The sequence below is a fragment of the Diplocloster agilis genome (genome assembly GCF_019042275.1).
Taxonomy (GTDB): domain Bacteria; phylum Bacillota; class Clostridia; order Lachnospirales; family Lachnospiraceae; genus Diplocloster; species Diplocloster agilis.
In genome coordinates this window covers 1-6995 of the sequence record NZ_JAHQCW010000077.1, presented here as the reverse complement: position 1 = coordinate 6995, position 6995 = coordinate 1, and the positions used below count along the sequence as shown (strand labels likewise).

General features: G+C 50.4%; 5 protein-coding genes. All 5 read left to right on the top strand.

Translation table 11 applies throughout. The features are described from left to right. The first annotated feature begins 273 nt into the window (after window positions 1-273). The 5 genes from KTH89_RS24435 (at window position 274) to KTH89_RS24415 (ending at window position 6715) form a co-directional block, all read left to right on the top strand. Window positions 274-1005 carry a 4'-phosphopantetheinyl transferase family protein gene (locus tag KTH89_RS24435; RefSeq protein WP_238723441.1) on the top strand — a complete coding sequence of 244 codons (732 nt, stop codon included), beginning with the start codon at window positions 274-276 and terminating at the stop codon, window positions 1003-1005. A 116-nt stretch (window positions 1006-1121) separates the two neighbouring features. Further along, complete coding sequence (locus tag KTH89_RS24430; RefSeq protein ID WP_158344051.1) at window positions 1122-2279, top strand: D-alanyl-D-alanine carboxypeptidase family protein; 1158 nt, start codon at window positions 1122-1124, stop codon at window positions 2277-2279. A gap of 89 nt (window positions 2280-2368) precedes the next feature. Further along, window positions 2369-4069 (top strand): response regulator, encoded by a 1701-nt coding sequence (locus KTH89_RS24425; protein WP_238723440.1) that lies wholly within the window; start codon window positions 2369-2371, stop codon window positions 4067-4069. A 113-nt stretch (window positions 4070-4182) separates the two neighbouring features. Then, a complete protein-coding gene (locus tag KTH89_RS24420) occupies window positions 4183-5232 on the top strand; it encodes a sensor histidine kinase (protein ID WP_238723439.1) in 1050 nt (349 codons plus the stop codon). Continuing rightward, the gene (locus KTH89_RS24415; protein ID WP_238723438.1) at window positions 5222-6715 is read left to right on the top strand and encodes an ATP-binding cassette domain-containing protein; all 1494 of its coding nucleotides are present in this window, start codon (window positions 5222-5224) and stop codon (window positions 6713-6715) included. Before KTH89_RS24420 ends, KTH89_RS24415 begins: the two co-directional genes overlap by 11 nt. The last annotated feature ends 280 nt before the right edge of the window (window positions 6716-6995 follow it).

Here is a 6995-nt window from a genome sequence, read left to right as displayed (position 1 = left end):
GTTGGTTCTGCGGGGAAGAAACCGTTCCATCCGCAGAACCAACCGGCCTCCATGCTCCCGCTCCTCCTTTGTTGGTGAAGGCTTAGGGGGATGTTTTGGGGGATGGGAATTTGGGGAGGAAGATTTAGTATTTGGATTGGGGGTTTGCGCTGAGGAGGAATTTTGGTTATAGTTAGATAATGAGGTTGGGAATAGATTGTTCGTTGTGGGAGATGTTGGGGCTGGCGGAGTTTGGAGACTGATGGATTGGCGGTAGGGAAGGAGAACGGGTTTATGAAGGAAGTAAAGATATATTTGATGAGGGTTGATCTCTTGGATTTGAACGATGAGAGGTTTTGGGAGAGTGTTTCTGAGGAGCGGAGGGCGAAGGCGCAAAGAATACGGACAGAGGAGGGGCAGAGGCTGTCGTTGGGGGCGGGGCTGCTGCTGGAGTATGGGGTGCGGGCTTGGAATCCGGGGTATGTGGGGAAGGTGAGGACACGGCAGAATGAGTTTGGTAAGCCGGAAGTGGTTATGGATATGGATGGGGGATTTTTGGAGGATGGGAAAGCAGGGGGAGGCCGGGAAGGTGCGGGCTTAAGGAGGATGTGTATCAGTTTGACGCATTCCGGCAGTGTGGCGGGGTGCGCGGTGGCTGATGTGGAGGTTGGATTGGATATTGAAAAAGTAAAGGGGTACGACGGGAAGGTGGCCGGGAGATTTTTTCAGGATGAGGAGCGGCAGTTCGTGGAGGGGAAAGGAAAGGCCGACAGAGGGGCTGCGTTTTGTGAACAGTGGGTGTTAAAGGAGAGTTTTGTGAAGGCGGTTGGAATGGGGTTTCATCTGCCGATTGAGGAGTTTACCGTTCACAGGGGGGAGAAGATATGGGTGGAACAATCGGCTGTGGAGGGGGAGTTTGAGTTCCGGCTGGAGCGGTTGGACCGGGAATATCAGATGGCGGTGTGTACGAAGGGGGCGGCGGACATCAGCGTGACCTGGGTGGAATTGGCGGATGTGATAGGATAGGCGGAGAGTTGTAAGGGATGACAGGAGTGGCGTTAGGGATGATAGAGAGGCGGAAGTAGGTATAAACTTTCGGTATTTATAATAGATTATAGAAAAGACGGATATGGGAATCTAATATGTGGAGAAAGATTCTGGCTTTTTTATTAATCGTATGTGGTGTTGGCGCACAGGGGCGGGGGCTTGCGCTGGCGGAGGATATGGATTTGTACGCCCAGTCGGCAGTGCTGATGGATGCTGATTCGGGGCGTATTTTATATGAAAAGGATGGGAGTGCGAAGCTGCCGATGGCGAGCACGACGAAGATTATGACACTGACGGTGGCGCTGGAATCCGGGAATCTGGATGATGTGGTGGAGGTGTCTAAGCTGGCGGCTTCTCAGCCGGATGTTCAGCTGAATATACGGACCGGGGAGAAGTATTTGCTGAGGGATCTGCTGTATTCCCTGATGTTAGAATCCCATAATGACGTGGCGGTGGCGGTGGCGGAGCATATCGGCGGCAGTGTGGAAGGGTTCGCGGATATGATGAACCAGAAGGCGAGGGATATCGGCGCTTATCAGACGCATTTTGTGACGCCCAACGGCCTGGATTCGGATGAGCATTATACGACGGCGTCGGATCTGGCCCTGATTGCCCGTTATGCGATTCAGAATGAGAAGTTTATTGAGATTACCAATACCCCCAGTTACTCTTTTTCCGATATCGACGGAGGGAGAAGTTTTACGGTGAATAATAAAGACGCGTTTTTGAATCAGATGGACGGGGCGATCGGGATTAAGACGGGTTTTACCGGTAAAGCGGGTTATTGCTTTGTGGGGGCTTTAAAGAGGGATGACAGGACTTTTATATCGGTGGTACTGGCCTGCGGCTGGCCGCCTCATAAGACGTGGAAATGGGCCGACACCCAGAAGCTGATGCAGTACGGGCTGGACAATTATGAGTACCGGCATATTTCTGAGGATGGCAAAACCTTTGATCCTGTAAGTGTGAAGGATGGACAGATTCCGACCGTGGACCTGCGGATGGAAAAGCAGGATCTGAATCTGCTGATGCGCCCGGATGAACAGGTGAATGTGGAGTATGAGGTCCCGGATATGCTGGAAGCGCCGGTGGAGGAAGGGACCATCGTTGGGAATGCGCAGTATTATGTGGCGGGGGAATTGTACCAGGTGACGCCCATCTATGCGGCGGGCTCCGTGAAAAAGATTGATTTTTGCTGGTGCCTGGATAAGGTGCTGCGAAAATTTTTAAACTGCGGCGGGGAACTGCTCTGACAGAACATTGCGGCTGTTTGCCGGGGTATGATATAATATCGGCAGATAAGGTGTCCGCGCCGGAGCGCTGCCTTTGGCGCGGAGCGTGCATGATCAGGATCGAAGGTGCATGGCCGGTAACGTCAGGAAACATGGAGCATTGGAAAGGATGGAGAACGGTGCTGAAGATACTAATTGCAGATGATGAAGACAGAGTGTGCAGACTGATTGAAAAACTGATCGACTGGGAACATCTGGACGTTAGTTTGGTGGCCACAGCGGCGAATGGAATAGAGGAGCTGGAATTCATCGAGAAATATGAGCCAGATATCGTGATCACGGATATCCGGATGCCGGGAATGGACGGGCTGCAGGTTATTGAACGGGTGGTTCAGATGGAACGGCCTGTGAACTTTATCGTGGTGAGCGGCTACAAACAGTTTGAGTATGCCTATAACGCCTTGAAATACGGGGTGGAGGATTATCTGCTTAAGCCTATTCATAAGGAAGAACTGAATCAGATTCTGGCCAAGATTTGTTCGGCGCGGCTGGAAAAAGAAAAACAGGTATCGGATTACGCGCTGATGGAGAAGGAACACAAATTAAGCCAGGAAATTATACAGAATAAATTTATCGTCACATTGCTGTCACGGGAGAATCCCGGCGCGGTTGATATAGCTATGGTAAATGAAAAGTATCATTTTTCATTCTCCGGTCCGGTCTATCAGTGCTATGCACTGAGTGTGGATTATGAGCGGGTAGAGGATGTGGAGAAAGAGACAGCCGAGGGACTCTGCCGGTCGGTTCTGAAGAAGATCAGAAAGTTTTTGGAAGAGGCAGAAGCGGCAGGCTGGAATGCGAACGGTCTGATCCATAATGTGATCGCCGGAATCTGTGAGTTCCGGGAGGAAAATAGCCAAGAGAAAGCGCAGCAGCAAGAACTGTGGAACCAACTATTTTCGGAAATTCAAAAGTACAGCGGTTCCTTCAGCGGTTATGTTGTGACCATGACGGTGTCCGCTCCGTTTCAGGATTTCGCGGAATGTGCGGACAAGCTGCGTGAGACCTTCGAGCACCTGGGCAGCCGGCTGGTTCTGGGAGCGAACCAGGTGATTCGGTTACCGGAAACCGGTCTGCCAAAAGAAGATTCGCCCTTGCCGGTCAATATGAAAGGCGAGGATGCCCTAAAGGCGGCGGTGGAGGCATTGGATCTGAAGAAATTTGATTATATGCTTCGGGAATGCTTTCGGATGATAGGCAATGAGAAACCGGAGAATTACAGGCTGTACTATAAAAATGTGGAGCAGCTGATACGGGTTGTCTTTGAGGCGGTGGATTTTGAAGATATCAGCGATACGGAGCTGGAAGCGGAAAAAGAAGATCTGTATGCCCAGATCCGGAAGTATGCAGACCGGTCATCTATCCGAAATTATGTGCTGGAATATTTAAATGCGTTTTTGAAAAAATACGAGGCCGGCAAGCGGAATCAGGAGAAAAAGCCGGTGCGGGTCGTAAAAGATTATATCAGGGAACACTATCAGGAGAACATCAGCCTGGAGGAGATGGCGAAGCTTGTGGATTTGAATCCGGTCTATCTCAGCGTGCTGTTTAAGCGAAGTACAGGGGTGAATTTCAATGATTATCTGACGGACATACGCATCGCCAAGGCGAAATCAATGCTGAAAGATACCAATGAATCCATAGCGGCAATCGCGGAGCAGGTGGGATATGCCAATGCAAAATATTTTAGCCAGCTGTTTTCTAAAGTGGTAGGTATCAATCCGACCGTATACCGGAAACTGCATTCCTAAGGGCCGGCTTGTGGATTTAGGAGCGCCGGTCCGTAAATGACAAAATGGACATGTCCCCTTTTGTGATATGAGACGAAATGGACATGTCCCCTTTTACACACCTGGAGGATAAGATGAGAAACGTGAAAAGAAAGATATACGTGTCCAATGCTCTGATGGTTTTGTTTACCGTGGCTTTCGGGATTCTGTTCCGGCAATGGCGCGTCGGGATTGCCGGATGGTGCCTGTTGGGCGCGTTGGCGGTTTTCTTTTTGCTGCAGATGGTTCTGGTACATGTTCCGGTCGGTAAGGCGGACAGGACGTTGGAAAAACTGTATCAGAAAAGTCTGGAGGATTCCGGCGGACAGGATACCCAGACGATGGAGATCAATGATAAAATGGAATACGTATTCCAGTATTTGCAGGAGAGCATGAACCGGGAATACCGGGCGAAGGTGCTGAAAAAACAGGCGGAGCTGAATGCGCTGCAAAGCCAGATCAACCCGCATTTTCTCTATAATACGCTGGAATCGATCCGGGGGGAGGCGCTGATCGAGGGGATGGATGAGATCGCGGATATGACGGAGGCCCTGGGAAATTTTTTCCGTTATAGTATCAGCAGTAAGGGAAGCCTGGTAACCCTTGAGGACGAGCTGAATAATATACAGAACTATTATCTGATCCAAAAGTTCCGCTTTGGGGAGAGGATCAATCTGAAGGTGGATATGGAGGACCGGGACGCGATCATTGGTTTCCGGATGCCGAAACTGATCATACAGCCGATCGTAGAAAACGCGATCTTTCATGGGCTGGAGAATAAGATTGGGAAGGGGACGATCACCATTTCTATTGCGGTCACGGATCAGCGGCTGGTGCTGGTGATCTCAGATGACGGCAGCGGCATCCGGGAGGACAAACTGCTGGAAATGAATGAGCGGCTGCAAAAGGGGATCGACTTTTCAGAGAAAACCGAGGACGGGGGCAGCGGGATCGCGTTATATAATGTAAATCAAAGGATTAAGCTGTGTTTCGGAGACGAATACGGAATCCATGTGTATAGTATGCTGGATAACGGTACCGACGTGGTGATCACACTGCCCGTGGTGGATGCGGGACAAAAAGAGATCACTCTGGATGAGGTCATCCACCAGAGCAGGAGTCAGGAAAATAATTATGGTTCATGAAATTATAAGAGCAGAGCATATACAAAAGATGTTCGACCGGAACCAGGTGCTGATGGACGCATGGCTGCATGTGCTGGAGGGACAGACCGTGGGGATTGTGGGTCTTGATAATTCGGGAAAGACCACATTCATGCGTATATTGGCAGGACAGCTTGGTTACGATGGCGGGGATATTTACCTGGAGGGAGTGAAGATCCCATCCGCCAGGCGCGATATTCTGTCCGGTAAGGTTGCTTATCTTGGAAGTGAGAATTCCCTGGTGGACGAGCTGTCCATTGCGGATAACCTGTGTGTGTTAAAGAATCATCCGATCAGGGATTTTATCGTCCGTAAGAAAAAAATCAGGGAAAACAGCGAAAAGATATTAAAGAGGGTGCATGTGGATGCCCGCCCCGGCAGTCCCTGCAGTATTTTGGAAGATAATGAAAAGCAGCGCCTGGAAATCGCAAAGGTATTAGCCGGAGGGGCCAGGCTGGTGATCCTGGACTGTACGGGGCATACTTACAATGATCAGGACATCCGGGAGTTAAAGGAGCTGATCTGTTCGAGCTATGAAAAAGGAGTGGCGTTCATCTTCATCCACAGTAATCTGGAGTATGTCATGCAGCTCTCAGATGAGATACTGGTTCTTAAGGACGGGCGCTCCGTGCGGCGGCTTCCAAAGAATAAGTTCGACAAGCAGCTGATTTATAAGTGGATGGTCGGCTATGAGATCAAGGAGAACAGTCTCTATGACAGAAAAAAGCTGCCCGATGCAAAAGAGATTCTGCGGCTTGCAGAGGTCACAAGCGACCGTCTGAAGCAGATATCCCTGGAGGTGAAAGAAGGAGAAATCGTGGGAATCCTGTCCCTGTCCAGCCGCTGGAACCAGGAATTTATCGACATTCTAATGGGGGAAGCCCGGATCGAAAGCGGCGGTATATACCGCAATGGTCAGGCCGTGAACAGGCAGTTCCTCCGGGACCGGGGAACCGTACGCAATAGAACCTGCTTTATGCATAAAGCCAATATCAAAGAGGAGCTGTTTGAAAATCTGCCGGTTTCTCAGAATTATGTGTTCCTTGCCCAGCAAAAAGCCGCAAAGACCCCGCTTGGGATATTGAGCCGGAAGATCGAGATGCATCTGGAAAATGAAAAGGCGGAAGACCTGGGATTTTCACCGGATATTCTGAAAAAACATGTGGAACAGCTGACGAACAAGGAACTGTTTGAGCTGTATATCGGGGAAATCAAACTGTTCCATCCGGAACTTCTGGTGCTCATGAATCCAACGGAAAACTCGGACGTATTGCTGAAAGAACAGATTATCGGAGAGATCGTCCGGATGGCGGAGGACGGGATTGGTATCCTTATGATTTCCGCTAACTTTAAGGAGATGTCCGCAATCTGCGACCGGATCATTATCGTGCGGAAGGGAACGGTCAACGGGATTGTGGACCGGAGAGATTTTTCTACGGTAAATATGAATTTGTATTTGGAATAAAGAGAATGCTCCGGGCGGCCGGGTTCAGGAACCGAGCCTATTCACCGGGGACTGTCACACTAACTTAGCGCTCTTCCTGGGGGCTTCACATGCCTGCTGCTTAGAGCTTGGAACCGTGGGCGGTATCCGGGGACGCTCCGGGTGGCCGGGTTCTTTTGTATCTCCCTGGGAACGCGGAGGACTTGCGCTGGAATACGCTAAGTGAAATCGGAAAGCCGGGTTCAGGAACCGAGCCTATTCACCAGGAACACGTGATGTGTTCCCGGTTCAGAGGCTCTTG

What these genes read in the sequence shown, in the direction of transcription:
- KTH89_RS24435 (WP_238723441.1), top strand. Translation starts at nt 274, where the DNA reads ATGAAGGAAGTAAAGATATATTTGATGAGGGTTGATCTCTTGGATTTG.
- KTH89_RS24420 (WP_238723439.1), top strand. Translation starts at nt 4,183, where the DNA reads ATGAGAAACGTGAAAAGAAAGATATACGTGTCCAATGCTCTGATGGTT.
- KTH89_RS24425 (WP_238723440.1), top strand. Translation starts at nt 2,369, where the DNA reads ATGATCAGGATCGAAGGTGCATGGCCGGTAACGTCAGGAAACATGGAG.
- KTH89_RS24415 (WP_238723438.1), top strand. Translation starts at nt 5,222, where the DNA reads ATGGTTCATGAAATTATAAGAGCAGAGCATATACAAAAGATGTTCGAC.
- KTH89_RS24430 (WP_158344051.1), top strand. Translation starts at nt 1,122, where the DNA reads ATGTGGAGAAAGATTCTGGCTTTTTTATTAATCGTATGTGGTGTTGGC.